Source organism: Kitasatospora sp. NPDC089509 (assembly GCF_044749365.1).
Lineage (GTDB): Bacteria > Actinomycetota > Actinomycetes > Streptomycetales > Streptomycetaceae > Kitasatospora.
In genome coordinates this window covers 69,640-91,188 of record NZ_JBIVHS010000028.1, presented here as the reverse complement: position 1 = coordinate 91,188, position 21,549 = coordinate 69,640, and the positions used below count along the sequence as shown (strand labels likewise).

The 21,549-nt window shown below is 75.1% G+C and carries 21 protein-coding genes; 14 read left to right on the top strand and 7 right to left on the bottom strand.

Annotation, left to right across the window (positions count from 1 at the left end):
• Window positions 1-13 precede the first annotated feature (13 nt).
• The 4 genes from eccCa to ACIP4P_RS37875 all read left to right on the top strand — a co-directional run bounded on the left by eccCa (window position 14) and on the right by ACIP4P_RS37875 (window position 7,530).
• A complete protein-coding gene (eccCa, locus tag ACIP4P_RS37890) occupies window positions 14-3,985 on the top strand; it encodes a type VII secretion protein EccCa (RefSeq protein ID WP_400926925.1) in 3,972 nt (1,323 codons plus the stop codon).
• Window positions 3,982-6,528: a hypothetical protein gene (locus ACIP4P_RS37885; protein WP_400926813.1), complete on the top strand. Its 2,547-nt coding sequence runs from the start codon at window positions 3,982-3,984 to the stop codon at window positions 6,526-6,528. The genes eccCa and ACIP4P_RS37885 overlap by 4 nt, the downstream gene beginning before the upstream one ends.
• A 23-nt stretch (window positions 6,529-6,551) precedes the next feature.
• Complete coding sequence (locus ACIP4P_RS37880) at window positions 6,552-6,989, top strand: hypothetical protein (RefSeq protein WP_400926810.1); 438 nt, start codon at window positions 6,552-6,554, stop codon at window positions 6,987-6,989.
• Between the two features lie 175 nt (window positions 6,990-7,164).
• The gene (locus ACIP4P_RS37875) at window positions 7,165-7,530 is read left to right on the top strand and encodes a hypothetical protein (protein WP_400926807.1); all 366 of its coding nucleotides are present in this window, start codon (window positions 7,165-7,167) and stop codon (window positions 7,528-7,530) included.
• A gap of 76 nt (window positions 7,531-7,606) precedes the next feature.
• Here ACIP4P_RS37875 and ACIP4P_RS37870 read toward each other — a convergent pair whose 3' ends face one another.
• Window positions 7,607-8,506 carry an MBL fold metallo-hydrolase gene (locus ACIP4P_RS37870; RefSeq protein ID WP_400926922.1) on the bottom strand — a complete coding sequence of 300 codons (900 nt, stop codon included), beginning with the start codon at window positions 8,504-8,506 and terminating at the stop codon, window positions 7,607-7,609.
• Between the two features lie 252 nt (window positions 8,507-8,758).
• Here ACIP4P_RS37870 and ACIP4P_RS37865 point away from each other — a divergent pair, with 252 nt between their 5' ends.
• The 5 genes from ACIP4P_RS37865 (at window position 8,759) to ACIP4P_RS37845 (ending at window position 13,440) form a co-directional block, all read left to right on the top strand.
• Entirely contained in the window at window positions 8,759-9,736 is a 978-nt protein-coding gene (locus ACIP4P_RS37865) for an AraC family transcriptional regulator (RefSeq protein WP_400926804.1), read from the top strand.
• 113 nt (window positions 9,737-9,849) lie between these two features.
• Window positions 9,850-10,947: a substrate-binding domain-containing protein gene (locus ACIP4P_RS37860; protein WP_350516175.1), complete on the top strand. Its 1,098-nt coding sequence runs from the start codon at window positions 9,850-9,852 to the stop codon at window positions 10,945-10,947.
• Between the two features lie 23 nt (window positions 10,948-10,970).
• Complete coding sequence (locus tag ACIP4P_RS37855) at window positions 10,971-11,765, top strand: ATP-binding cassette domain-containing protein (RefSeq protein WP_350516174.1); 795 nt, start codon at window positions 10,971-10,973, stop codon at window positions 11,763-11,765.
• Entirely contained in the window at window positions 11,762-12,988 is a 1,227-nt protein-coding gene (locus ACIP4P_RS37850; RefSeq protein ID WP_400926800.1) for a sugar ABC transporter permease, read from the top strand. Before ACIP4P_RS37855 ends, ACIP4P_RS37850 begins: the two co-directional genes overlap by 4 nt.
• A gap of 83 nt (window positions 12,989-13,071) precedes the next feature.
• Window positions 13,072-13,440 (top strand): hypothetical protein, encoded by a 369-nt coding sequence (locus ACIP4P_RS37845; RefSeq protein ID WP_400926797.1) that lies wholly within the window; start codon window positions 13,072-13,074, stop codon window positions 13,438-13,440.
• On the opposite strand, the gene ACIP4P_RS37840 is transcribed toward ACIP4P_RS37845, so the two are convergent.
• Window positions 13,331-13,840, bottom strand: coding sequence for an ATP-binding protein (locus tag ACIP4P_RS37840; protein ID WP_400926794.1), 510 nt, complete (start codon window positions 13,838-13,840; stop codon window positions 13,331-13,333). The two genes, ACIP4P_RS37845 and ACIP4P_RS37840, sit on opposite strands and share 110 nt — an antisense overlap.
• A 158-nt stretch (window positions 13,841-13,998) precedes the next feature.
• Between ACIP4P_RS37840 and ACIP4P_RS37835 the strand changes: the two genes are divergently transcribed.
• From ACIP4P_RS37835 to ACIP4P_RS37825, 3 genes are read left to right on the top strand one after another with little or no spacing between them, the layout of a single operon-like run.
• Window positions 13,999-14,211, top strand: coding sequence for a DUF397 domain-containing protein (locus ACIP4P_RS37835; RefSeq protein ID WP_350516170.1), 213 nt, complete (start codon window positions 13,999-14,001; stop codon window positions 14,209-14,211).
• The gene (locus ACIP4P_RS37830; RefSeq protein ID WP_400926919.1) at window positions 14,208-14,414 is read left to right on the top strand and encodes a Scr1 family TA system antitoxin-like transcriptional regulator; all 207 of its coding nucleotides are present in this window, start codon (window positions 14,208-14,210) and stop codon (window positions 14,412-14,414) included. Before ACIP4P_RS37835 ends, ACIP4P_RS37830 begins: the two co-directional genes overlap by 4 nt.
• The gene (locus tag ACIP4P_RS37825; protein WP_400926791.1) at window positions 14,395-14,607 is read left to right on the top strand and encodes a DUF397 domain-containing protein; all 213 of its coding nucleotides are present in this window, start codon (window positions 14,395-14,397) and stop codon (window positions 14,605-14,607) included. The genes ACIP4P_RS37830 and ACIP4P_RS37825 overlap by 20 nt, the downstream gene beginning before the upstream one ends.
• A gap of 54 nt (window positions 14,608-14,661) precedes the next feature.
• Here ACIP4P_RS37825 and ACIP4P_RS37820 read toward each other — a convergent pair whose 3' ends face one another.
• The 4 genes from ACIP4P_RS37820 to ACIP4P_RS37805 all read right to left on the bottom strand — a co-directional run bounded on the left by ACIP4P_RS37820 (window position 14,662) and on the right by ACIP4P_RS37805 (window position 18,999).
• Window positions 14,662-15,105, bottom strand: coding sequence for a VOC family protein (locus ACIP4P_RS37820; RefSeq protein ID WP_400926788.1), 444 nt, complete (start codon window positions 15,103-15,105; stop codon window positions 14,662-14,664).
• A 75-nt stretch (window positions 15,106-15,180) separates the two neighbouring features.
• Window positions 15,181-16,818 (bottom strand): alkaline phosphatase D family protein, encoded by a 1,638-nt coding sequence (locus ACIP4P_RS37815; protein ID WP_400926785.1) that lies wholly within the window; start codon window positions 16,816-16,818, stop codon window positions 15,181-15,183.
• A 305-nt stretch (window positions 16,819-17,123) separates the two neighbouring features.
• Window positions 17,124-18,023, bottom strand: a complete 900-nt coding sequence (locus tag ACIP4P_RS37810; RefSeq protein ID WP_400926782.1) for a neutral zinc metallopeptidase — start codon at window positions 18,021-18,023, stop codon at window positions 17,124-17,126.
• A 145-nt stretch (window positions 18,024-18,168) separates the two neighbouring features.
• Window positions 18,169-18,999, bottom strand: coding sequence for a helix-turn-helix transcriptional regulator (locus ACIP4P_RS37805; protein WP_400926916.1), 831 nt, complete (start codon window positions 18,997-18,999; stop codon window positions 18,169-18,171).
• A 146-nt stretch (window positions 19,000-19,145) separates the two neighbouring features.
• On the opposite strand from ACIP4P_RS37805, the gene ACIP4P_RS37800 reads away from it, so the two are divergent.
• The gene (locus ACIP4P_RS37800; RefSeq protein ID WP_400926778.1) at window positions 19,146-19,772 is read left to right on the top strand and encodes a class I SAM-dependent methyltransferase; all 627 of its coding nucleotides are present in this window, start codon (window positions 19,146-19,148) and stop codon (window positions 19,770-19,772) included.
• A 405-nt stretch (window positions 19,773-20,177) separates the two neighbouring features.
• On the top strand, window positions 20,178-20,750 hold the full coding sequence (locus tag ACIP4P_RS37795; protein ID WP_400926775.1) for a hypothetical protein: 573 nt from the start codon (window positions 20,178-20,180) through the stop codon (window positions 20,748-20,750).
• 30 nt (window positions 20,751-20,780) lie between these two features.
• Here the strand turns inward: ACIP4P_RS37795 and ACIP4P_RS37790 are convergent, their stop codons facing one another.
• The gene (locus ACIP4P_RS37790) at window positions 20,781-21,491 is read right to left on the bottom strand and encodes a DUF6193 family natural product biosynthesis protein (protein WP_400926772.1); all 711 of its coding nucleotides are present in this window, start codon (window positions 21,489-21,491) and stop codon (window positions 20,781-20,783) included.
• Window positions 21,492-21,549 lie beyond the last annotated feature (58 nt).

The window sequence follows — 21,549 nt, the reverse complement described above, 5'->3', positions numbered from 1 at the left end:
TCCCGGGCCGGCGATGCCGGACGGCGAGATCCAGTTGCAGGAGCCGCCGGCGCTGCCGGAGTCGCAGAGCGGCATGTCCAGCATGATCTCGATGGCGCCGATGGCGCTGAGTTCGCTGTCGATGGTGTTCGTGGTGCTGCGCCCCGGCGAGGGCGGCGGGGTCATGACGTACGTGGCGATGGGCATGATGGGCCTGTCCGCGGTGGGCATGCTGGTGACCTCGCTGATCCGCGGGTCCAGCGACCGCAAGCGGGAGTTGCGGGCCGAGCGGCGGGACTACCTGCGCTACCTGGCGCAGATGCGCCGGCAGGTGCGCGCGCACGTCGTGCGCCAGCAGGAGGCGCTGGCGTGGCGGCATCCGGCGCCGGGGTCGCTGGCCTCGCTGGTGCGCACCTCGCGGCTGTGGGAGCGGCGCAGCGCGCACCCGGACTTCGGTGACGTGCGGATCGGGCTGGGGCACCAGCGTCTGGCGGTGCGGCTGGCGCCGCTGGCGACCAAGCCGGTGGAGGACCTGGAGCCGTTGTGCGCACACGCGTTGCGCCGGTTCATCCACGCCTACGGCACGGTCGCGGACCAGCCGATCGCGGTGTACGTGCGCGGGTACGCCCAGGTGCTGGTGCGCTGCGACGAGCCGGAGGCCGGGCGGGCGCTGGTGCGGGCGATGCTGGCGCAGCTGGCGTTGTTCCACGCGCCGGACGAGCTGCGGATCGCGGTGGTGTGCGGGGCGCAGGAGCGGGGGCGGTGGGAGTGGGCGAAGTGGCTGCCGCACGCGCTGCACCCGGTGGACACCGACGCGCTGGGGCCGGTGCGGCTGGTGGCGGGGTCGGTGGCGGAGCTGGAGCAAGTGCTGGGGGCGGAGTTCGCGGGGCGCGGGCCGTGGGAGCCGGAGGCGCAGCCGGGGCGGGACGAGCCGTTCACGGTGGTGGTGCTGGACGGGGTGGCGGTGGGTGCGGGCAGCCGGGCGGCGCTGGCGGGCTGGCGCAACGCGGTGCTGCTGGACCTGGGCGAGGCGCTGGAGTGGAAGCCGCTGCGGCACCGGCTGCGGCTGCGGATCGAGGACGGCGCTCTGGCGATGGTGGGGGCGGACCGCAACCACCGGGACGAGTCGACCGACCTGGGGCGTCCCGACGCCCTGTCGCAGGCCGCGGCGCGGCGGCTGGCCGCGCTGATGGCGCCGTACCGGATCGGGGACCAGTCGGAGGCCGGTGAGCCGCTGGCCGGGGACTTCGACCTGGCGTCGCTGCTGGGCATCCGCGACCTGCACGGGCACGACGTGGCGCTGGGCTGGGCCGGGCGCGGGGGTGCGGGGCGGCTGCGGGTGCCGCTGGGGATCGCCGGGGACGGTGCGCCGGTGGAGCTGGACATCAAGGAGTCGGCGCAGGGCGGCATGGGGCCGCACGGGATGCTGATCGGGGCGACCGGTTCGGGCAAGTCGGAGCTGCTGCGCACGCTGGTGCTGGCGCTGGCGCTGACGCACTCCTCCGAGGTGCTGAACTTCGTGCTGGTGGACTTCAAGGGCGGGGCGACGTTCCTGGGGCTGGACCGGCTGCCGCACACCTCGGCGGTGATCACCAACCTGGCCGACGAGGCGGCGCTGGTGGACCGGATGCGCGACGCGCTGCACGGGGAGCTGGTGCGCCGTCAGGAGCTGCTGCGTTCGGCGGGCAACTACAGTTCGCTGCTGGAGTACGAGAGCGCCCGGGCCGGCGGGGCGGTGCTGGAGCCGCTGCCGACGCTGTTCGTGGTGGTCGACGAGTTCTCCGAACTGCTGGCCGCGCACCGGGACTTCATGGACCTGTTCATCATGATCGGGCGGCTGGGGCGTTCGCTGGGGGTGCACCTGCTGCTGGCCTCGCAGCGGCTGGACGAGGGGCGGATGCACGCCCTGGAGTCGCACCTGTCGTACCGGATCGGCCTGCGGACGTTCTCGGCGATGGAGAGCCGGGGGGTGCTGGGGGTGCCGGACGCGTACCACCTGCCCTCGCAGCCGGGCAACGGGTTCCTGCGCAGCGACATCGCGACGCTGACCCGGTTCAAGGCGGCGTACGTCTCCGGCCCGTACCGGGCGCCGCGTCCGGCGGCGGTGCGCCGGCAGGCGGCGGCGGGGCAGGTCGCGGTGTACGGGACGAGGTACGTGGCGCCGCGTCAGCCGGTCGCGCTGCCGGCGGAGCCGGAGGTCGAGGAGGTGTCGGAGAGCCGCAGCCTGCTGGCGATCGCGGCCGAGAAGCTGGTGGACGCCGGGCCGCCGGCCCACCAGGTGTGGCTGCCGCCGCTGGGGGTGCCGCCGACGCTGGACCAGCTGCTGCCGCCGCTGGCGCCGGACGCGGTGTTCGGGCTGACCACCGAGGCCGATCCGGGCCGGGGCGGTCTGCGGGTGCCGGTGGGCGTGGTGGACCGCCCGTTCCACCAGGTGCGCGACCTGCTGGTGGCCGACCTGTCGGGGGCGGACGGGCACGTGGGCGTGGCGGGCGGGCCGCAGAGCGGCAAGTCGACCCTGCTGCGGACCCTGGTGGCCGCCCTGGCGCTCACCCACACCCCGCGCGAAGTGCAGTTCTACTGCCTGGACTTCGGTGGTGGCACGCTGTCCTCGCTGCGCGGCCTGCCGCACATGGGCGGGGTGACCGGGCGGCACGACCCGGAGCGGGTGGTGCGCACGGTCGCGGAGGTCAACGCGATCCTGGCCCGGCGCGAGCAGCGCTTCGCCGAGCGGGGCATCGACTCGGTGGCGGCGTTCCGGCGGGCGCTGGCCGCGGGGGAACTGCCCGAGGAGACCCACGGCGACGTGTTCCTGGTCGTCGACGGCTGGAACACCGTGCGCCAGGAGTTCGCGGACCTGGCGCCGGCGCTGACCCTGATCGCCCAGCGCGGCCTCAACTACGGCATCCACCTGATCGTGGGCACCACCCGCTGGGGCGAGGTCACCGGCGCGCTGCGCGACCTGCTGGGCACCCGCTTCGAACTGCGGCTGGGCGACCCGGTGGACTCCGCGATCGGGATGCGGGTGGCGGCGACCGTGCCCAAGATCCCCGGCCGCGGCCTGACCGGTGAGGAACTGCACTTCCTGACCGCGCTGCCCCGGCTGGACGGCAACGGCGCCACCGAGGACCTCGGCGAGGGCGTCGCGGACCTGGTCGACGCCGTCGCCGAGCACTGGAGCGGCCCGCGCGCCCCCGAGGTGCGGATGCTGCCGCTGCACCTGTCCTCGGCGGCGCTGCCCGCCGCCGAGGGCCGGCTGCGGGTGCCGCTGGGCCTCCAGGACGTCTCGATGGCGCCGCTGTGGCACGACTTCGAGGAGTCGGCGCACCTGGTGGTGGTCGGCGACAGCGAGGCCGGCAAGACCAACCTGCTGAAGCTGGTCGCGGCCGGCATCACCTCCGCCTACCGGCCCGACCAGGCGCGGATCATGCTGGTCGACTACCGGCGGGTGCTGCAGGGCGCGGTGCCCCAGGAGTACCGGCTCGGGCACGCGGTCGCGGTGGACGTGCTGCGCCAGATCGTCGACGGCGCGGCGCGGGCGATGGCCAACCGGCTGCCCGGGGCGGACATCCCGCCGGAGCGGCTGCGGCTGCGGGACTGGTGGGAGGGCCCGGAGCTGTTCATCCTGGTCGACGACTACGAGCTGGTCGCCGGCTCCCCCGGCAGCGCCGCCCACCCGTTCGCGCCGCTGCTGGACTACCTGGCGCAGGGCGCCGAACTGGGCCTGCACCTGATCGTGGCGCGCAGCGCCAACGGTGTCGGGCGGGCCTCCTCCGACCAGCTGCTGCGCAAGCTGGAGGAGGTCAACACCCCGGCGCTGCTGCTGTCCTGCCCGCCGAGCGAGGGCTTCCTGTTCGGCAACACCAAGCCCCGGGTGCTGCCCCCGGGGCGGGCGCTGCACGTCACCCGGCGGCGCACGGTGCTGGTGCAGACCGCGCTGCTGGACGACGGCGGGGACGGCGGCACGGGCGGGGCGGGCGGCGGCGTGGGCGGGGGGTCGGGGCGTTGAGCATCACCGGACAGGCCCCCGGGACGCGGCGCTGGCTGCCGCGCCGCCGCACCGGGGGCGACGGCGCCCCGGCGCCCGCGGCGACCCTGCACGAGGTGGGCCCGCACTTCGTCATCGCACCCGGCGCCGCCGACGGCCCCGACCCGGTGCCGCTGCCCGCCGAACTCACCGACGCGCTGGCCGCGTTGACGCCCGTGGTGGGCACCGTCACCGTGCTGGCCGCGGCCGCCGACGCGCAGCCCGTACTGCTCGGCCGGCTCGACGAACTGGCCCGCACCGCCGCCGCCCGCAAGGCCGCCACCCTGGTCCTGGCCGCCTCCGGCCTCGCCGCCGCGGCCGAGTCCGGGCCCCGCCCCGCCCAGCGGATCGCCGAACTGGCCGCCACCAGCATCGTCGCCCCGGACGGGCTGGTCACCCTGCGCCCCGACGGGACCCTGCTCACCACGGGCGACCCGGACACCGCGCCGTCCTCCTGGTGGCTGTTCACCCCGGACGGACGCACCCGCCGCCTCGGGGCGGTGTGGCCGCTGCCGGGAACGGGCGCGGCACGCGGCCGGGCGGCGGGGGCGGCGGCGACGGGTGTGCCGGCGACGGCGGGGGTGCCGGCGGGCCCGGCCGCGCCGGAGGCGGGCCGCGCGCCTTCTGCGCCCGAGGCGGCATCGGCAGCGGCACCCGCCGTGGTGCCGGGCCGGGTGAGCCCAGCGCCGTCGGCGCCGCCGAGCGCGCCGACGAGCACGCCACCGCCCGCGCCGCCCGCCGAACCGGCGGCGCCCGAGACGGCCCCGGAGCTGACGGCCGCGCTGCCGCACGGCCGCTGGTTCCACGGCGGCCCCGCCCCGGCCCTGCCGCCGGCCGCGCTGCTGGGCGCGGAGTCGGTGCCCGGCACGCCCGTCCTGGTGGTGGGCCGCCCGGGTGTCCCGCTGCCCCCGGTCGCCGAGGTGGCCGCCGCCCTGGCCGCCCGACCGGACGGGCCCGGGCCCTCCCCGGCCGACCCGCTGATCAGCGCGCCCTGGGCCACCGTCCCGGAACTCGTCTCCCTGGCCGGCGAACTCGCGGCGGAACTGGGCCGCGAGGTCCGGGCCGCCGTCGGCCTGCCGACCCGCACCGCGCACGGCTGCTCCTCGCTGGTCCTGACCGCCGACGCGGCCCCGGCCTGGGAGCCGTGGCTGACCGAACTGACCGCCTGCCCCGAACTCGGCCGCGTAATCGCCTCCGCCTGGCGCCCCCTCCCCTCGGCCTTCGCGGCCTGCGGCCCCGCGCTCCACCAGGCACCCGTCGCGGGCTGGCGCCTGGAGGCGGTCCCCGCCGGACTGTGGCTGCGCCCCGAGGAGACACCGCACGACCGCGGCCCCCGGCTGCTCGACCCGGCCCCGGACCGGCCGACCCTCATCGCGGGCTCGGCCGACCGGACGGCACCCGCCGAGGTGCTCGACGTCCTGGACGACCTGCTGTCCGCCCTCACCACCCCGGGCACCCCGACCCCGCGCCTGCTCCTGCCCGGCGCACCCGACTCCCCCACTGCCCCCGAGGCCGCTAACTCCCCTTCCCCGCAAGCCCCGCAGGCCGATCCCGACACCGGTAGCGACACCGACACCGACACCGGGACGCCTCCCCCGGCGGAGCCGCTCACCCCCGCCACCGCACCGACGACCGCCGTCGAGAGCACCGGCACACCCGACACCCCAGCCCCCGTCCCGGCCCCGGACCCGGACCCTGTCCCTGTCCCGGACGCGGCCGCCCCCGAGACCCCCGAGACCCCCGCCGCTCCCCGGCTCCTCGTGCCGCCCACCGCCGCCACCACCGCCGGGCGGGTGTCCACGCCCGGCGAACGGGCGGCCTTCCGGGCCCTGCTGGGCACGCACTTCCACCGTTACGCCAGCCGGGCCGAGCAGGCCGCGCTGCGGATGCCGGCGCTGCGCACCCAGGACCGCGAGGATCTGAAGGAGGACCTCGCGGCGGTCCACCTGCACCACATCGACACCGGACTGCCCGTCCACCGCGCCGAGTTGGTGGCGGCGGCCCGCCGCTCCGCCCCCGGCACCGGGCCGCTGGCCCCGTACCTGGCCTGTCTGGGCTCGGGGCTGCGCCGGCTGCCCAACCACCGGGGTGCGGTGCTGCTGGGCGCCGAGGCGGACGAGGAGGTGCTGGGTCAGTACGCGCGCGGTGTGCGGCTGGTGGAGCCCGCGCCGGTGGTGGGGACGGCGGAGCCGGAGGTGCTGCCGGGGACGGCCGTGGAGTTCCTGGTGTGGTCGGCGACCGGCCGCCGGACGTCGGCGATCGCCGAGGCCGGGGACCCGGAGGTGGTGTTCCCGCCCGGCACCTGCTTCACGGTGCTGGACGTGCTGCCCGGCGAGGAGGACCGCCCGGCCCGGGTGCTGCTGCGCGAGGCCGGCCAGGCGTCCGCTGCGGACGCGGCCGGGGACGAGCAGGACCGGGCCCGGCTGCTCGCCTGGCAGGAGCGCCGCGACCGGCTGCCCGCCGAGCGCCTGCGCGCCCCGGCCCGCCCCGAACGGCTGCTCCTGACCCCCGGGGTGGCACTGTGAGCGCGCGAACGGAGGACGATCCGGTGCAACCGGACGCGACCGACCCCACGACCGACCCCACGACCGGCCTCCCGGACTGCGGCCACCCGGGCTGCGCGCCCGTGCCGGACACGGAGCGGTACGCCCTGTACCGGCAGGACGCGAAGCTGCTGGCGGCGATCGGCGAGCACGTCGACGCCCAGGCCGACCGGGTCACGGTGCGCCTGCCCGGGGCGCTGGCCCGGGCCGCGGTGGCCGCCTGGGACCGCGACGACGAGGGCGACCTCGACGAGGAGACCCGTGAGCAGTACGAACTGCGCGGCCAGGCAGGTGACTTGGCCCTGATCGGCCTGGCCGTCTCGGAGCGCGGCCGCTGGGAGGGCGAGGAGGTCGTCGTCGACCTGTTCGTCAACCTCGCCGGGGCGGCCCTGCTCGCGCACATCGAGGCCGCGGGGGCCGACTACCGGTCCCCGCACCCGTAGCGCCGACACCCGTGACCGACACCCGCGGCCGTCGCCCTTACCCCACCCCGGCGCCCGCGGCGCGGCGGCGCGCCCCTGTCGGATGTCAGGGACCGTGGCCGCCCGCGCCTTCCTAGGCTGACGGCACCGGCCCCGACCCCACGTCGGGGCCTCCACCAGCAAGGGAGAACCACCCATGCGCAGGATCACCCGTACCCTGGCCGCGATCGGGCTCTCGGCCGCCGCGCTGACCACGGTGGGCGTCGGCAGTGCCGGCGCCGCCGACGGCTCCTGGGCGGGCTGCCCCTCGGGCGCCGTGTGCGTCTACCCGCAGGACCAGAACCCGGCCTCCTCCCCCTCCGCCGTGTACTGGAGCTACGGCGCCCACAACCTGCAGGGCCAGTACGGCAACCACTGGGTGCTGAACAACCAGACCGGGGGCGCCCACGCGCACCTGTGCCGGGGCTCGGGCGGCGCCGACTGCGTGTACGACATCCCGGCCCAGAACGGCGTCTACTACGACCTGGGGCCGATCAACTCCATCACCCTCGACCGTCCCTGACGGACGGTCGGCATGAGCCGGGGTGCCCGCCGCGGTCGGGGGAACGGCGGGCACCCCTTCCACCCCCGGTCCGTCCTCAGCGCACGGGCGTGAAACCGGCCCCGGAGCGCCGCACCCGGGTCAGGCCGGGCCCGGCGAAGTGCGCGGGGACCACCAACTCCCCCTCGTCGGCGGCCCGCTGGAGGATCCGCAGCCGGCTGGCCGCCGCGGCGGCCGCGTCCAGGCAGAAGCAGCTGTTGCAGGCGGGGTGGGCCAGCTGGACCGGCGAGTGCAGCAGGTCGCCGACGAACACCGCGCCCCCGCCGCCGCAGGCCAGGCGCAGCACCGAGGAGCCGGGGGTGTGGCCGGGGGTCTCCTCCAGGACGAGTCCGGCGCCGATGCGGTGGGTGCCGGACCATGTGCGGGCCTGTCCGGCGGCGAGGACGGGGGCGACGCTGTCGGCGAAGACCTGGTCCCATTCGGCCCATTGGGCCGGGTCGGGGGTACCGGTGGTACCGGTGGTGCGGGCGGGGTGGGCGGCGGCGGGGTCGAAGAAGGCGAGGTCGGCGGCGGGGAGGTAGTAGACGGCTTCGGGGAAGGTGGGGACCCAGTGGTCGCCGTGGCGGCGGGTGTTCCAGCCGACGTGGTCGGCGTGCAGGTGGGTGTTGACGACGGTGTCGACGTCCTCGGGGCGGATGCCGGCTTCGGCGAGCAGGTCGAGGAAGCGGCCCCGGCGGTGGTGGAACATGGGGGTGCCGGGGCGTTCGCGGCCGTCGCCGACGCCGGTGTCCACCAGGACGGTGCGCCCGCCGCAGCGGACGGCCCAGGTCTGCAGGGCGCCGCGGTAGGAGCCGTCGGCGGGGTCGTAGTGGTCGGGGCCGGTGTGCTGCCAGTCGGCTTCGGCGGGGCCGGGCACGATCTGCGCGGCGGGGGCGAAGGGGCCCTGCCATTCCAGGATCCGGATGATCTCCGCGTCCCCCAGTTCGATCCGTTCCACCAGCCCGCCCGGTTCGGCCCGTTCCGTCGCGTCCGTCGTTTCCGTCAGTTCGGTCTGTTTGGTCTGTTCGGTCTGTTCGGTCTGTCCGGTCCGTTCCACGGCCCGCCCCTCTCCCTCGTCCGCTGTCTGCGCTGTCTGCGCTGTCTGCGCCGTCTGCGGGGTCGAGCCTAGGAAGCGGCGGTGAGCCGTTCAATGCGTGATCGGCTTGTCCTGATACGCGATCGGCTCACCGCTGTCACTATGCTGACGGCCATGGACGTGGTCAGCGATGCGATCGCCGCGGTGCGGGTGGGCCGCGCCTCCTCCGAGCGGCTGCGCCCGCAGGGGCGTTGGGGCGCGTGGATCCCCGGGTACGCGGGGGCGGGCTTCCATGTGGTGCTGGCCGGCTCGTGCTGGCTGGTGGCCGAGGGCGGCGGGCCGGTGCGGCTGGGGCCGGGGGACGCGGTGCTGCTGCCGCACGGCACCGGACACGCGCTGTCCGGCGAGGAGTTGACGCACCGTCAGGCCCGGGGGCTGCCGGAGCTGGACACCCTCCTCCAGCGCACCCGCCAGGGCGGCGACCGCCGGGGCGGCGCCGAACTGCGGCCGGGCGGAGCCGAGTTGCTGTGCGGCAAGTACCGCCTGGACCGCGCCCTGGCGCACCCGCTGATGCGCGAGCTGCCGGCCCTGGTCCACGTCCCCGCCCGCAGCGGCGGGCACCCCGAACTGCGCGCTGCCGTCGACCTGTTGGGCGCGGAGCTGGCCGTCGAGCGCCCCGGGGGCCGGCTGGCCGTGCCCGCGCTGATCGACCTGCTGCTGGTCTACCTGGTGCGCGCCTGGACGGAGCGTCCCGGCGCCGGCGGCTGGGGCGCGGCGCTGGCGGACCCGGTGGTGGCGGCGGCGCTGGCGGCCGTGCACGGGGAGCCGGCCCGGGCGTGGAGCGCCGGGGCGCTGGCCGAGCGGGCGGGTGTCTCGCGGGCGACCCTGAACCGGCGCTTCACCGCGCTGGCGGGGCGCCCGCCGATGGCGTACCTGACCTGGTGGCGGATGACCCGGGCGGCCGCCCTGCTGCGCCGGGGCTCCGATCCGCTGGAGACGGTGGCCCGAGCGGTGGGCTACGCCAGTCCGTACGCGCTCTCGCACGCCTTCGCCCGGGAGTTCGGCACCACGCCCGGCCGTTACCGCGCCGAGGCCGCGATGGCAAGCACACACGCCGTCAAACCCGAAAGCGTTCACGAAGATAACGAATAGAGGCGCAGGCCTCGGAGTCTGGTTTTACTTCTTGACGCCATGTACGCGGTCAGGTTTAACTCCCCCCACCCCCGCCGCACCGCCGCGGCGGCCACCAGGGAGAGGCATCCCGCATGAACGCACGACTGCGTCGCGTCATCGTCTCGACCGCCGGCCTCGCGCTGGCCCTTTCCATGACCGCCGCCTGCGGCAAGGCCGGCGGCGACAAGAAGGACTCCGCCGCCTCCGGCGACACCACCTCGATCGGCCTGCTGCTGCCCGAGAACGCCTCCTCGGTGCGCTACGAGTCCTTCGACCGGCCGTTCATCGAGGCCAAGGTCAAGTCCCTGTGCGCGAGTTGCAAGGTGCTCTACAACAACGCCCAGGGCAGCGCCGCCAAGCAGAAGCAGCAGTTCGACACCCTCCTCGCCCAGGGCGTCAAGGTGATCATCCTGGACGCCTACAACGCCGAATCCACCCAGGGCTGGGTGCAGGAGGCCGCCGCCAAGGGCGTCAAGGTCGTCGCCTACGACCGCCTGGCCACCGGCCCGGTCGCCGCCTACGCCTCCTTCGACAACGAGAAGGTCGGCGAACTCCAGGGCCAGGCCCTGCTGGACGCGCTCGGACCGCAGGCCCCGGACGCCAACATCGTCATGATCAACGGCGACGAGGCCGACCCCAACGCCGCCCAGTTCAAGACCGGCGCCCACAAGGTCCTGGACGGGAAGATCAAGAAGGTCGTCTACGAGCAGTCCGGCCAGTGGGACCCGATCGTCGCCGGCCAGAAGGCCGCCGCCGCCGTCACCCAGCTCGGCAAGAACGGCTTCCAGGCCGTCTACTCCGCCAACGACGGCATGGCCGGCGCCATCATCACCCAGCTCCAGGGCTCCGGCATCAAGGTCCCCGTCGGCGGCCAGGACGCCGGCCTGGACGCCATCCAGCGCATCGTCAACGGCGACCAGGCCTTCACCATCTACAAGGCCTACCGGCCGCTCGCCGACACCGCCGCCGAACTGGCCGTCGACCTGCTCCAGGGCAAGGACGTCAAGTCCGTGGCCACCACCACCGTCGACAGCTCCACCGACAAGAACATCCCCGCCAAGCTGCTGGACGCCAAGGTCGTCACCAAGGCCAACATCGCCCAGACCGTGATCGCCGACGGCCTCTACAAGGCCTCCGACATCTGCACCGCCGACTACGCCGCCGCCTGCACCGCCGCCGGCCTCAAGTAGCCCCCGCCTCCCGGACATTCAGGATGGTTCACGTGACAGGCGCACCCGTCCTCCAGCTGCGCTCGGTATCCAAGCGCTTCGGCGCCGTCCAGGCCCTCACCGACGTCGACCTCGCCGTCCACCCGGGCGAGGTCCTCGCCCTCGTCGGCGACAACGGCGCCGGCAAGTCCACCCTCGTCAAGACCATCGCCGGCGTCCACCCCGTCGACGAGGGCACCATCACCTGGCACGACGCCCCCGTGCGCCTGGCCCGCCCCCAGGACGCCACCGCGCTCGGCATCGCCACCGTCTACCAGGACCTCGCCCTGTGCGACAACCTCGACGTCATCGCCAACCTCTTCCTCGGCCGCGAGAAACGCCGCCGCACCCTGCTCGACGAAGTCGCCATGGAGCAGCACGCCCGCGAGCTGCTGGACACCCTCGCCATCCGCATCCCCGACGTGCGCGCGCCCGTCGCCGCCCTCTCCGGCGGCCAGCGCCAGGTGGTGGCCATCGCCCGCGCCCTGGTCGGCGAGCCGTCCGTGGTGCTGCTGGACGAGCCCACCGCGGCCCTGGGCGTCGAGCAGACCGCCCAGGTCCTGGACCTGGTGGAGCGGCTGCGCGAACGCGGCCTGGGCGTCATCCTGGTCAGCCACAACATGGCCGACGTGCGGGCGGTGGCCGACACCGTCGCCGTGCTGCGCCTGGGCCGCAACAACGGACTGTTCCCCGTCGAGGGCACCACCCAGGAACAGATCGTCGCCGCCATCACCGGCGCCGACGACAACGCCCACGCCCGCCGCCGGGCCCGCCGCGCCGAGGAGGAGGACGCCGCATGACCACCCCCGCCCCCGACCCCCGTCTGCACGTGAGCGCAGCGACCTGGGCCGGACGCGCCGACGCCGCCCGGCGCCGGCTCGCCTCCGGCGAACTGGGCGCGCTGCCCGTCGTCGTCGGCCTGGTCGTCATCGCGATCGTCTTCCAGTCCGTCACCCACCACTTCCTCCAGGCCGACAACCTCACCAACATCAGCCGCTTCATCGCCGGCCCCGGCCTGATCGCGGTCGGCGTCGTCTTCGTCCTCATCCTCGGCCAGATCGACCTCTCCCTCGGCTCGGTCGCCGGCGCCTCCTCCGCCATCACCGCCGTCCTCGCGGTGCGCCAGGGCTGGCCGGAGTGGCTGGCCATCGCCGCCGCCCTCGGCACGGCCGCCGCGCTGGGCCTGCTGCACGGGCTGCTGTTCGCCCGCGTCGGGGTGCCCGCCTTCGTCGTCACCCTGGCCGGCATGCTCGCCTGGTCCGGCCTGCAGGAATGGGTGCTCGGCGACGGCGGCACCGTCAACAACCGCCACGACGGCATCGTCGCGGGCCTGGACTCCACCTTCCTCGGCGACGGCGACATCGCCTACGCCTGGGGCCTGGCCGTCCTCGCCCCCGCCCTCTACCTGCTCGCCCAGCTGCGCACCGCCCGCCGCCGCTCCGCCGCCGGGCTGGCCGCCCGCCCGCTCACCGACATCCTGCTGCGCGCCGGGGCGCTGGCCGTCCTGGGCCTGGCCGCCGCGTACGCCCTCAACCAGGACCGCGGACTGCCGCTGTCCCTGGTCGTCCTGCTCGGCGCGGTCGTCGCCACCGACTTCGTGCTGCGCCGCACCCGCTACGGGCGGCAGATCTTCGCGATCGGCGGCAGCGTCGAGGCCGCCCGGCGCGCCGGCGTCAACGTCGCCCGGGTGCGGGTCTCGGTGTTCATGCTCTCCGCGCTGCTGGCCGGCCTCGGCGGCCTCTTCTACGCCTCCCAGCAGGGCTCCGCCGACAAGCAGTTGGGCAGCGGCAACGTCCTGATGATGGCCATCGCCGCCGCCGTCATCGGTGGCACCAGCCTCTTCGGCGGCCGCGGCAACGCCTGGTCGGCGCTGCTGGGCATCCTGGTCATCCAGTCCATCACCACCGGCCTGGACATGGTCCACGCCGCCCAGGCCATCCAGTACATGATCACCGGCGCGGTGCTGCTGGCCGCCGTCGTCCTCGACTCCCTCACCCGCCGCACCCGCACCGGCCGCGGCTAGCGCCTGTCCGGCAGCCGCCCCGGGGCCCCGCCGCCCGGTCCCCGACGGGGCGGCGGGGCCTCGGCGTCGTCTACTGTCCCGCCATGGACTTCACCTCCGGCGGCACGGCCGGGCCCCGCCTGGACGCCGCCGCCCTGGCCCGGCTCGACCTCGGCACCAACGTCTGGGGCAGCCTGCCCGGAGCAGCCGGCGCCCAGCACGCGGCCGAGCTGTTCCACCGCGCCGGCTGGCGGGTCCGCCGCTCCAGCTGGACCGAGTTCGAGGTCGAGAACGCGTACGCGGAACTCGAACTGACCCCGCTCCAGCCCGTCCTCGTCACCGGCTTCGTGGACCCCGACCGCCTCACCGACCTGCTGGCCGCGCTCCGCGCCACGGGCCTGTCCTACCGCCTCGAACACGAGGACCCCGAAGGACGCGAACACCTCCACCACTCCCCCGACCACGACACCTGACAGCGCCCGGCCGACCCCGTCCACACACGCGGGAAGTCGGGCCCGCCGACTTCCCGCGCTTAGGGGCGGGTCGGCTGGGTGGGGGTGACGAGGGCCCAGACGAACTTGCCGATGCCGCCGGCACGCGGGCAGCAACCCCAGCGCTCCGCGAGCTCGTTGACGAGGAACAGCCCGCGGCCGTGTTCTTCGTCCGGCCGGGGACGAGCGGACGGAGGGCCGCCCCGGCCCCGGCATCGTGGACCTCGATGCGCAGCCGGCCGCCGGCGAGGGCGAAGCGGACCTCGATCAGCCGGTCGTCGGGGGCGCCCGCGTGCTGGACGGCGTTGGCGAAGAGTTCGCCGAGGAGGAGTTCGGCGACATCGCGGTAGCGCTCGCCGGCGGCGAGGTAGGCGCGCAGCAAGTGCCGGGCCAGCGGCGCGGATTCGACGCAGGAGTCGAGACGGGCGGCGAACGCGCGGGGGCGGGATGGGAACGTGACTACGATCAGCTACTGGTGGAAGCGCCGCCGACGGCCGCATCCCAGGAAATGGTCCGCAAGGCCCGAAAGGAACTCCGATCATGACCGACCGTGTAGACCTGTCCAGTGTTTCCTGGGTCAAGTCCTCGTACTCCAACAACGGCGGCGACTGCGTCGAGGTGGCGCCCGGATTCCCCGGCCTCGTCCCCGTACGTGACTCCAAGGACCCCAACGGTCCCCGACTCGCCTTCCCCGCCGGGGCGTGGCGCTCCTTCCTGACCGCCGTCCGCACCGGTGAGTTCGGCGACGTCTGAACCGACGGCGCAGGCCCCGTCAGCTCCGACACCTGGAGGAGCTGGCAGCCCGGCCGCACTTCATCCTGCAAGTCGCCCCGTACACGCTTGGCGAGCTGCGCCCCTTCTCGCACTCCGTCACGTTGTTGACCCTGCCCACTCGCACGATGGTTGGGTACATGATCCGGGAGGCACGGAAAGAGTATGAATGGCATGCGCGGTGACCACCCGGCTGACGCCACGTGGCGAAAGAGTTCCTACAGCAACGGGCAGGGCGGGTGCGTCGAGGTCGATGACTCACGGCCCGGAGCGGTGCGCGACTCGAAGGACCCCCACGGCCCGGTCCTGGTCTTCCCGGCGGGCGCCTGGCGGTCGTTCGTCGCCGCCGTCCGTTCCGGCGAGTTCGGCGACGTCTGAACCGACGGCGCAGGAAGTCGGCGGGTCCGACTTCCTGCGCGCGGGGATGCGGGGTCAGCCGGTGCGTTCCGAGAGTTCGACGACGATGTTCTCCGGGCCTCGGACGTAGCACATCCGCTGGTTCTTGTAGCGCTCCACCGCGCCGACGAGCCGGGCGCCGCGGGCCGTCAGGTCGGCGAGGACGGTGTCGAGGTCCTCGACGGCGAAGCCGATGTGGTGGATGCCCGGGGTGTTCGACGGTGCGGGGCCGTCGCCGGGCGGGCGCTGCGGGCCTTGCGGGGAGTGGTACTTGGTCAGTTCGAGCCGGCTGTGGCCGTCCGGGGTCTGGACGATGGTGAAGTCCGCCCGGACGCCTTCGAGGCCGACGACGCGCTCGACCCAGCCGCCCTCCACCGATCCCTCGCGCTGCACCTGCAGCCCGAGCGCGAGGAAGAAGGCCGTGACGGCCGGGAGGTCGTCGACGACGATGCCCACGTGGTCCATCCGCCGCAGAGTCATGGCACCGAGCATAGTCCCACCCGCTCCCGCCGCCCCGGGTCCAACGGGGCGGCGGGACACGGGCGTTGGGGGTGTTCAGGCGGGGTGCAGGCCCGGGTTGCCGGCCTCGGTGACGAAGGACGCGGCGGTGGAGACGGTGCCGCCGGGGCGGGTGATGTGGGAGATGACCCGGTGGTCGGCCCGTACCTGCCGGCGGTCCATCGTCAGCGCGGTGTAGCCGCGGCGGCCGTCGTAGAACTTCAGGTGCGGGTTGGCGGCGGTCAGGGCGGCCCAGTTGGCGGGCTTCTCCTCCCCGTCGCCGTCGCTGCTGATCGAGGTGCCGACGAACTCCACGCCGACCGTGCGCGAGGCGGGGTCGTCGAAGTCCCGCTTGACGTCCATCGCGTAGGCCACGTGCACGTCGCCGGTGAGCAGCACCAGGTTCTTCACCCCGGAGCGGTCGACGTCGGCGAGGAAGCGTTCGCGGGCGGCCGGGTAGCCGTCCCAGGCGTCCATGGACAGCTTGGAGCGGGCGGCGGTGGTGTTCTTGCGGCGGGAGAAGACGACCTGCTGGGGCACCACGTTCCAGGTCGCCCGGGAGCGGCGCAGCCCTTCGGCGAACCAGCGTTCCTGGGTGGCGCCCATCAGGGTGCGCCGGGGGTCCTCGGACTCGGGGGTGGGGTACTGCCAGCCGTCGCCGTTGGCCTGGTCGTCGCGGTACTGGCGGGTGTCGAGGATGTCGAACTGCGCCAACTGCCCGCAGTGGACGCGGCGGTAGAGGGTGAGGTCGGTGCCGCGCGGCCGGGGCGGGCGCAGCGGCTGGTTCTCCCAGTACGCGCGGTAGGCGGCGGCGCGGCGGGCGACGAAGGGGGCCGGGTCCTGGTTCTTCTCCGGGATGCCGGCGGCGTAGTTGTTCTCCACCTCGTGGTCGTCCCAGGTGACGTACCAGGGGTGGGCGGCGTGGGCGGCCTGGAGGTCGGGGTCGTTCTTGTAGAGGGAGTAGCGCAGCCGGTAGTCGGCCAGGGTGGTGGTCTCGTGGTCGAGGGCGGCGGGCAGGGTGCGGTCGGTGTACTTGCGGTCGCCGCCGGCGGCGTCGATGCCGTACTCGTAGATGTAGTCGCCGACGTGGAAGACGGCGTCGAGGTCCTCGTCGGCGAGGTGGCGGTAGGCGGTGAAGTAGCCGTCCTCGTAGGCCTGGCAGGAGACGACGGCGAAGCGGGTGCGCTCGGGGCGGGCGGTGCGGGCGGGGGCGGTGCGGGTGCGGCCGACGGGGCTGGTCCAGGCGCCGACGGTGAAGCGGTAGTAGTAGCCGCGGGCCGCATCCAGGCCGTCGACGTCGACGTGGACGGCGTAGTCGAACTCGGCGTGGGCGCGGGTGGAGCCGCGGCGGGCGGTGCGGCGGAAGCGTTCGTCGTGGGCGATCTCCCAGCCCACCCGGACCGAGCCGGCCGCCGGCAGGCCGGAGCCGGGTTCCAGCGGGCGCGGGGCCAGGCGGGTCCACAGCACGACGGCGTCGGGCAGCGGGTCGCCGGAGGCCACGCCGAGGGTGAACGGGTTGTCGGTGATCAGGCGCGGGGCGAACTCGGGGTCGGCGGCGTGCGCGGAGGGCAGGTTGACGGAGAAGGCCAGGGCGGCGGCGGCCGAGGTGACGGTGAGGAAGCGGCGCCGGTCCAGGCGGGCGGCGGCCTCGCGCAGCAGCCGGTCGGGCGAGGGGCGGTCGGCGGGACGGGTCATGGCGGGGCGGCCTTTCGCAGCGGGGGCGGCGGGGGCGGTTCGGGCGGGTGCGGCTCCGGGGGTGTGCGAAGGAATTGGAGTGGACCGCTCCGTACGCCAGGGGTCCGGACCCGGGCGGTCGGGTGATCATCTGATGGGAGAGACGTGAAGGTCCGGCAGATCATCCGATAGGTACGGGAAACGGGGTGATCGGTGCGCTCCGGAGGCCCGCGGCGGGGCCGGGGGCGGCCTCTGGTGCGGAAATGGTGAACGCCCGGGCCGTTCGCGGCCCGGGCGTGCAAGGGGTTGGTCAAGCGCTCGAAGGACTAGATCTTCCCGGAGAAGGTGTCGCACTGGGTCATGTCGCCGGTGCGGTAGCCGGTGGTGAACCAGGCCTTGCGCTGGTCGGCGGAACCGTGCGTCCACGCCTCCGGGTTGATCCTCCCGGTGGCCTGCTTCTGGATCCGGTCGTCGCCGACGGCAGCGGCCGCGTCCAGGCCCTGGGCGATGTCCTGGTCGGTCAGGGCCGCGATCAGCGGGCGGCCGGTGGAGGCCTGCGGAGTGGTGGTCGCGTGGTGGGCCCACACCCCGGCGTAGCAGTCGGCCTGCAGCTCCAGGCGCACCGAGGCGCTGGAGGCGCCCTGGCGGTCACCGCCGACCTTCTGCATGGTGCCCAGCAGGTTCTGGATGTGGTGGCCGTACTCGTGGGCGACGACGTAGGACTCGGCGAACGGGCCGCCCTTGGCGCCGAAGCGGCTGGACAGCTCGTCGAAGAAGCCGAGGTCGAAGTAGGCCTTCTGGTCGCCGGGGCAGTAGAACGGGCCGACCGCGGAGGTCGCCGGGCCGCAGGCGGTGGAGACCCGGCCGGTGAACAGCACCGTCTGGGCCGGCTTGTAGGCCGTCTTCGTACGGCGCGGCAGCTCGGCGCTCCAGAACTCCTGGACGCTGTTGGTGACGGCCGTGATCCGGCAGTCCTGGCGCTTGTTGGCGTCCGCGCCCTTCTTGCAGGACTGCTGCACCTCGCTGTCGGTGCGCGTGGTGGAGGAGGACGAGGTGCCGCCGCCGGAGGACAGGCCCAGCAGCTGCGGGTCGACCCCGAGGATGACCGCGAACAGCACCGCGAGCAGGCCCACGGCCCCGCCGCCGATCGCGACCTTCCCGCCCGGGATGCCGCGGCGGTCGTCCACCTGCGAGGTGTCGAGGTCGCCCTGGTCGTCGAACTGCATGCCCGTGCCTGCCCGTTTCTGTCGATGTATCGGCCTGTCGAGACGCCGCGGTGTCGCTTTGGTGACGGTTCGTGTGCCCGCGGCGCCGCCCAGCCTACGGGCAGCGGGCCCCGACCCGCCGCAGCCGCCGCGGCGCAGCCGGGCGTCACACCCCGGCCCCCACCACCCGCAGCAGCTCCAGCCGGGACGCGGTCTCGCTGCCCGCGGCGGCGGTGTGCACCAGCAGCAGCTGGTCCTGCCCGCCCGCGGCCAGCACCTCGCACTCCAGCTCCAGCTCCCCCACTACCGGGTGCAGCACCCGCTTGCGCCCGCTGCGCCGCAGCGCCACCTCGTGGCGCTCCCAGTAGGCGGCGAACTCCTCGCCGGTGGCCAGGAGTTCGGCCAGCAGCTCGGCGGCGCGCCGGTCCCCGGGGCGGGCGGCGTGCGCGGCCCGCAGGCCCGCCACGTGGGCGCGGGCCAGCGCCTCGTGGTCCTCGGGCGGGAACAGCGCGCGGCCGGCCGGCTCGGCGAACCAGCGCAGCAGCAGGTTGCGCCGCCCCGGCCCCGGCCCGCCGGCGTCCCCGAACACGGCCGCGCCCATCGCGTTCTGCGCCAGCACGTCCCCCAGGTCGGAGACCACCTGCGCGGGCGTGTCGTGCAGGCGGTCCAGGATCAGCAGCAGCCCCGGGCGCACGTGGGAGAGCGGGCCGTGGCGGCGCGGCGGCTCGTGCCCGGCCAGGTGGAACAGGTGGTCCCGCTCGTCCTCGCTCAGCCGCAGCGTCCGCGCCAGCGCCGCCAGCAGCTGCGGGGAGGGCTGCGGGCCGCGCCGCTGCTCCAGCCGGGCGTAGTAGTCCACCGACAGGCCCGCCAGCTGCGCGACCTCCTCGCGGCGCAGCCCGGGGGTGCGGCGGCGGGTGCCGGGGGGCAGGCCGACGTCGGCGGGCGTCAGGCGGGCGCGGGCGCGGCCGAGGAAGTCGGCGAGGGCGTCACGGTCGATCATGTGTCCAGCATGGCGCGGGCCGGGGCGCGGTAGCCAGGGAGTACCGGTCCCGGGTTACCGGCCCCGGGTTACCGCGCCCGGGTTACCGCGCACGGGTCCGGGGGCTAGGGTCGTGGCCCGTGTCCGATACCCCGTCATCCCCCGTGTCCTACCCCGCCGCCACCGCCGACGCCTACGACGCCGTGGCCGTGCGCTACGCCGACCTGGTCCGGGACGGCCTGGCCCGCCTGCCGCTGGACCGCGCCTTCGTCGCCGCGTTCGCCGACCTGGTCCGGGACGCCGGCCCCGCCCCGGTCGCCGACCTGGGCTGCGGGCCCGGCTACCTGACGGCGGCCCTGCACGAGGCGGGACTGGAGGCCTTCGGCCTCGACCTCTCCCCCGCCCTGGTCGACATCGCCCGCCGCAGCCATCCGCGGCTGCGCTTCGAGGTCGGCTCGATGGCCGCCCTGGCGGCGGGCGACGGGACGCTGGGCGGCGTGGTGTCCTGGTACTCGCTGATCCACACCCCGCCGGAGCAACTGCCCTCCTACCTGGCCGAGTTCCGCCGGGTGCTGGCCCCGGGCGGGTACGCGCTGCTGGGCTTCTTCGAGTCCGGGGGCGAGCCGGTGACCGTCTTCGACCACAAGGTGGCCCCCGCCTACCGCTGGCCCCTGGAGGCGCTGGCCGCCCTCGCGGGCGAGGCCGGTCTCGCCGAGGTCGCCCGGATGCTGCGCGAGCCCGGCGAGGGCGAACGCTTCCGCCGCGGCCACCTGCTCCTGCGCGCCGCCTGACCCTGCGGGCCGCCGCGGACCCTGCGCGCGGCCCAGGGCCTGGGACACGAACCGGCCACCGACCGGCGGTGCAGCCCCGGCGGACCGGGACGCGCGACGGGGGCACCGCGCAGGAAGTCGGACGGGCCGACTTCCTGCGCACGGCGGCCACGGGCGCTACGGCGCCGGCGGGAGCCGAGAGCGGTGCGGCCCCGGCAAGCCGGATGCGGAGGGGGCGCGCAGGAAGTCGGGCAGGTCGACTTCCTGCGCGTGAGGGCCACCGGAGGTGCGGGCGACCGCCCGGCTCGGCGGCGTCCGCCCGGCCGCCAACCGGGCGAGGCGGCGCGGCGACCGGCATGGCGCCGGTGCCCGCCCGGCACCGCCGCCGGACACTGGTGCGCCCGGACGCAGGCAGGAGAGACGACCATGGACGACGCCACCCGCCCGAGCAGCCCGGGCCGCACCGCCCCCGTCGGCCAGGCCGGGGTACTGGGCACCGCGCTCGCCGGTGTGCTGGCGGCCGCGCTCGCCTCGGGCTCCTGGCAGTGGTTCTCCACCTACCTCGGTCTGACGCTGCTCGCCGTGGTCTTCTCCTTCGCGGCCCCGCCGGTGCGCACGCCCGGCGCGGGCTCCGGCCACCTGCGCAGCCTGGCCGCCTACTCGCTGGTCGTCGGCCTGTGCGCGGCCCTGGTCCTGGCCCCCGCGATGCAGCGCTGGGCCTGGCTGTTCCCGATGCCGGGCACCCGCACCGAGTGCGCCCGCCTGGGTGACTACGCGACCGTGAAGGCACAGGCCGCCCTCGGCCCGCTCACCGACCGGGCCGGCACCGCACTGGCGTACGCGCAGAGCGACCAGAGCCGGCACGCCGTCAACGACTGCCTGGCCTCCACGACCACCCTGTGGCTGCCGGTGTACGCCTTCGGGGCGGCACTGCTGACCGCCCTCGCCATCCACCTGCTGGGCCGCCCCCGCACCGCAGCACCCGCGCCCGGGGAGTAGCGTGCCGGGTGCCGGGCGGTGTCCCCGCGATCAGAGCGCCGGCCCGATCCCCTCCGGCAGGGCGGCCACCACGAAGGCGACGGCCTCCTCCGGCGTCTCGAAGCGCGCGAGCGACTCGCTCCGGTTCCGCACCCCGTAGAACCCCTCGTCGTGCGGCCAGATCATGGACCCGACCCGTGTCGTATCCCACCGCGCCGGGGTACCGGTGGAGAACCAGAGGTTGAAGTGGCTGGTCACCGGCATCAGTTGGCGGAGCACCGGCTGGGCGTACGCCGCCGCCAGCAGTGCGTGCACGCGCGGGAACCGGTTCATCGGCGGCATGTGGATGCCGTCGAGCCTGCAGCACCACTCCAACTCGACGGCACCGAGCGGCTCCCGCTCGTGCGCGAGGGCCCAAGGGCGGAACCCGACGCACGGGGCCTGGTCCCTGGTCTCGGCAAGCCCCGCTCCACCGGTCCAGGCCCTGACCGCCCTGACCACCTCGGCCGGATCGGCGGTCCGCCCGCCGGCCAGGCGCAGGCCCTTGCTCTGGAGGTACACCCAGAAGGTCCCACGCTGCTCGTCGGCCGCACGCACCCTCACCCGCCGGTCGAGCCCCGCGTCGACGTACACGGCGATGCCGCTCCACTGCTCCTCCGGCTCGGGCAGCACCACCCCGAGGCCCTCCGCCGCACGCAGCAACCTCTCCCCGAGCGCCACGCCGCTCCCGTCGTTCTCGCCGGACCCCGCCCCGAAGCTCATCCCGCCAGTACGGCGCCGAGCTCGTCGACGGCCTCGGCCGATCAGGTGCCGGCCCGTC

Coding starts and splice junctions, on each gene's coding strand:
- eccCa (WP_400926925.1), top strand. CDS start 14: ATGCCGGACGGCGAGATCCAGTTGCAGGAGCCGCCGGCGCTGCCGGAG.
- ACIP4P_RS37875 (WP_400926807.1), top strand. CDS start 7,165: ATGCGCAGGATCACCCGTACCCTGGCCGCGATCGGGCTCTCGGCCGCC.
- ACIP4P_RS37865 (WP_400926804.1), top strand. CDS start 8,759: ATGGACGTGGTCAGCGATGCGATCGCCGCGGTGCGGGTGGGCCGCGCC.
- ACIP4P_RS37860 (WP_350516175.1), top strand. CDS start 9,850: ATGAACGCACGACTGCGTCGCGTCATCGTCTCGACCGCCGGCCTCGCG.
- ACIP4P_RS37855 (WP_350516174.1), top strand. CDS start 10,971: ATGGTTCACGTGACAGGCGCACCCGTCCTCCAGCTGCGCTCGGTATCC.
- ACIP4P_RS37850 (WP_400926800.1), top strand. CDS start 11,762: ATGACCACCCCCGCCCCCGACCCCCGTCTGCACGTGAGCGCAGCGACC.
- ACIP4P_RS37845 (WP_400926797.1), top strand. CDS start 13,072: ATGGACTTCACCTCCGGCGGCACGGCCGGGCCCCGCCTGGACGCCGCC.
- ACIP4P_RS37835 (WP_350516170.1), top strand. CDS start 13,999: ATGACCGACCGTGTAGACCTGTCCAGTGTTTCCTGGGTCAAGTCCTCG.
- ACIP4P_RS37825 (WP_400926791.1), top strand. CDS start 14,395: ATGAATGGCATGCGCGGTGACCACCCGGCTGACGCCACGTGGCGAAAG.
- ACIP4P_RS37820 (WP_400926788.1), bottom strand. CDS start 15,105: ATGACTCTGCGGCGGATGGACCACGTGGGCATCGTCGTCGACGACCTC.
- ACIP4P_RS37815 (WP_400926785.1), bottom strand. CDS start 16,818: ATGACCCGTCCCGCCGACCGCCCCTCGCCCGACCGGCTGCTGCGCGAG.
- ACIP4P_RS37810 (WP_400926782.1), bottom strand. CDS start 18,023: ATGCAGTTCGACGACCAGGGCGACCTCGACACCTCGCAGGTGGACGAC.
- ACIP4P_RS37795 (WP_400926775.1), top strand. CDS start 20,178: ATGGACGACGCCACCCGCCCGAGCAGCCCGGGCCGCACCGCCCCCGTC.
- ACIP4P_RS37790 (WP_400926772.1), bottom strand. CDS start 21,491: ATGAGCTTCGGGGCGGGGTCCGGCGAGAACGACGGGAGCGGCGTGGCG.